Source organism: Intrasporangium sp., from assembly GCF_032907665.1.
GTDB lineage: Bacteria > Actinomycetota > Actinomycetes > Actinomycetales > Dermatophilaceae > Intrasporangium.
The window spans coordinates 1-2,605 of sequence record NZ_JAJJPG010000258.1; the positions used below are offsets into that span (position 1 = coordinate 1).

2 protein-coding genes and 1 pseudogene are annotated in these 2,605 nt (G+C 68.7%); all 3 read right to left on the minus strand.

The window, feature by feature from the left end; genetic code table 11:
- On the minus strand, positions 1 to 566 hold a 566-nt coding region (locus LOY02_RS19140; protein ID WP_317183951.1), incomplete at its 3' end, for a flavodoxin-dependent (E)-4-hydroxy-3-methylbut-2-enyl-diphosphate synthase.
- Positions 567 to 714: 148 nt separating this feature from the next.
- A complete protein-coding gene (locus tag LOY02_RS19145) occupies positions 715 to 2,061 on the minus strand; it encodes a M50 family metallopeptidase (protein WP_317183952.1) in 1,347 nt (448 codons plus the stop codon).
- 100 nt (positions 2,062 to 2,161) lie between these two features.
- A pseudogene (locus LOY02_RS19150) lies at positions 2,162 to 2,605 on the minus strand (1-deoxy-D-xylulose-5-phosphate reductoisomerase); the annotation flags it as partial.

A 2,605-nucleotide genomic window follows, 5' to 3' on the forward strand; every position in this document is an offset into this window, starting at 1 on the left:
GAGATCTTGAAGTCGTGGAAGTCGTGCTCCTCGAAGAGGCTCGCCTCCCAGACGGCGGACTCGACGAGGGCCTCGGGCGTCGCCTTGCCGTACTTCTCGAGGAGGCGCTTGTCGAGGGAGCCGGCATTGACGCCGATGCGGATCGAGACACCTGCCTCCCGCGCGCGGCGCGCGATCTCTCCGACCTGGTCGTCGAACTGACGGATGTTGCCCGGGTTGACGCGGACCGCGGCGCAACCGGCGTCGATCGCGGCGTAGACGTACTTCGGCTGGAAGTGGATGTCGGCGATGACGGGGATCTGCGACTTGCGGGCGATGGCAGGCAGCGCGTCGGCGTCGTCCTGGCTCGGGCAGGCGACGCGGACGATGTCGCACCCGGCGGCGGTCAGCTCGGCGATCTGCTGGAGCGTCGCATTGATGTCGGTCGTCGGCGTCGTCGTCATGGACTGCACCGAGATCGGGAAGTCACTCCCGACGCCCACCTTGCCGACCCGGATCTGGCGGGTCTTGCGCCGGGGCGCGAGGACGGGGGCCGGGGCCGACGGCATGCCGAGGGAGACAGTCATGGTCGCCATTATCCCCTGCCCGGCTCACCGCCACGAACCGCGCAGTCCCTCCGGACAACACGCCCGGAGGTTCACAACCCACCTCTGGAATATCCGTGGTGGGTTGCGAGGTGCCGGGCGTGTTGCCGGGTAGGCGCTCGGTCGATCGTCAGCGGAAGATGCTGATGGGCTTGACGATGTCCGCATAGATGAGCAGCACCGCCATGGTGATGAGCACCAGTGACATGCCGTAGGCGATGGGCAGGCCCTTCGCGACGTCGACGTAACCGGGGTCCGGTCGGTGCCGCAGCCTGGCCCAGCCCTTCTTGATCGCCTCCCACGTGGCGCCGGCGACGTGGCCACCGTCGAGCGGCAGCAACGGCACGAGGTTGAAGACGAAGAGCGCGAGGTTGAGCGAGGCGATGAGCAGCACGAGCTGCGCGATCTTGAGCCAGTTGCCACCCTCGTCCGCGGGGATCTCCAGGGCAGCGACTTCGCCGCCGATCCGACCGACGCCGACGACCGAGATGGGGCCGTTGGGGTCGCGTTCGCTCGAGCCGAACGCAGCCTCGGCGACGCCCACCATCTTCTCCGGGATGCGCAGGACCACCGACGCGGTCTCCACGACCCGGTCCCAGACGAAGCCGGGGGCCTCGGGGAGCGGCGTCGTGACCAGTTCCTGGCCGGGCGTGATGCCCATGAAACCCATCGTCTCGAGGACGAGCTCGCCGTCCCGCGTGATCGGGTTGCCCTCCTCGTCGTAGGTCGCACGCTCGAGCGTTGCGGGCGTGACGCTGAGGGTCACCTCGTCCTCGCCGCGCTGGACGAGGAAGGTCATCTCCGCACCCGGGTTGTCCCTGATGGCCGCGGAGACCTCCTCCCAGGTGGAGATCGGCTGGCCGTTGACGGCGAGGATCCGGTCCTTCTCCTGGAAGCCGCCGGCCTTGGCGGGCGCCACCGGGTCAGCCGCGGTGCAGTCGGGGTGGGGAGTCTGCACCGTCGGCGTCGCGGTCGGGACGCACTCCGAGATGAGCCCGACCTTCGGCGCCACCTGCGGCAGACCGTAGAGGGTGATGACACCGGTGATGAGGACGAACCCGATGAGGAGGTTCATGAGCGGGCCGCCGAGCATGACGACGACCTTCTTGCCGGGGCTGAGGCGGAAGAAGACGCGGTCGCGGTCCTCGGGCCGAACCTCCTCCATTGAGTCGGCACGGGCCTGGTCGACCATCTGGCTGAAGCGACCGGTGGAGACCGTGCGCAGCTGCCCCTCCTCGTCACCCGGCCGTGGCGGGAGCATCCCGACCATGCGGACATAGCCGCCCAGCGGGATCGCCTTGATGCCGTACTCGGTCTCGCCACGTCGACGGGACCAGATGGTCGGGCCGAAGCCGACCATGTACTGCGTCACCTTGACGCCGAACTTCTTGGCCGGCACGAGGTGGCCGATCTCGTGCAGCGCAATGGACAGCGCCACACCGACGACGACGACGAGGACCCCTACGAGAAACAACACGTAGTCATTGTCACATCCTCGGGCGGGATCCCCTTCCTCGCTTCGATGTGATCGATCAACACCTCGATCGATGACATCGACCCCAATCCGTCGACCGGGGCTAGGTCAGCTGCGCCCGGGCTGCCTCCCGCGCCCACCGGTCGGCGGCGAGGACGTCGTCGAGTGTGAGGTCCGCGGCGCTGGAAGCCGGCTCAGCGGCATACGCGTCGACGACGTGGGCCACCGTGTCGACGATCCCCACGAAGCCGAGGCGACCGTCGTGGAACGCGTCGACGGCCACCTCGTTGGCGGCGTTGTAGACGGCCGGCCAGGTCCCGCCGGCCTCCCCGACCCGCCGAGCTAGCCGCACCGCGGGGAAGGCTTCGTCGTCGAGCGGCTCGAACTCCCAGGACTGCGCCTTCGTCCAGTCGCAGGGCACGTCCGCGTCGGGGATCCGCTCGGGCCACGACATGCCGAGGGCGATCGGCACGAGCATCCGGGGCGGGCCGGCCTGCGCGATCGTCGAGCCGTCGACGAACTCGACCATCGAGTGGATCATCTGCTG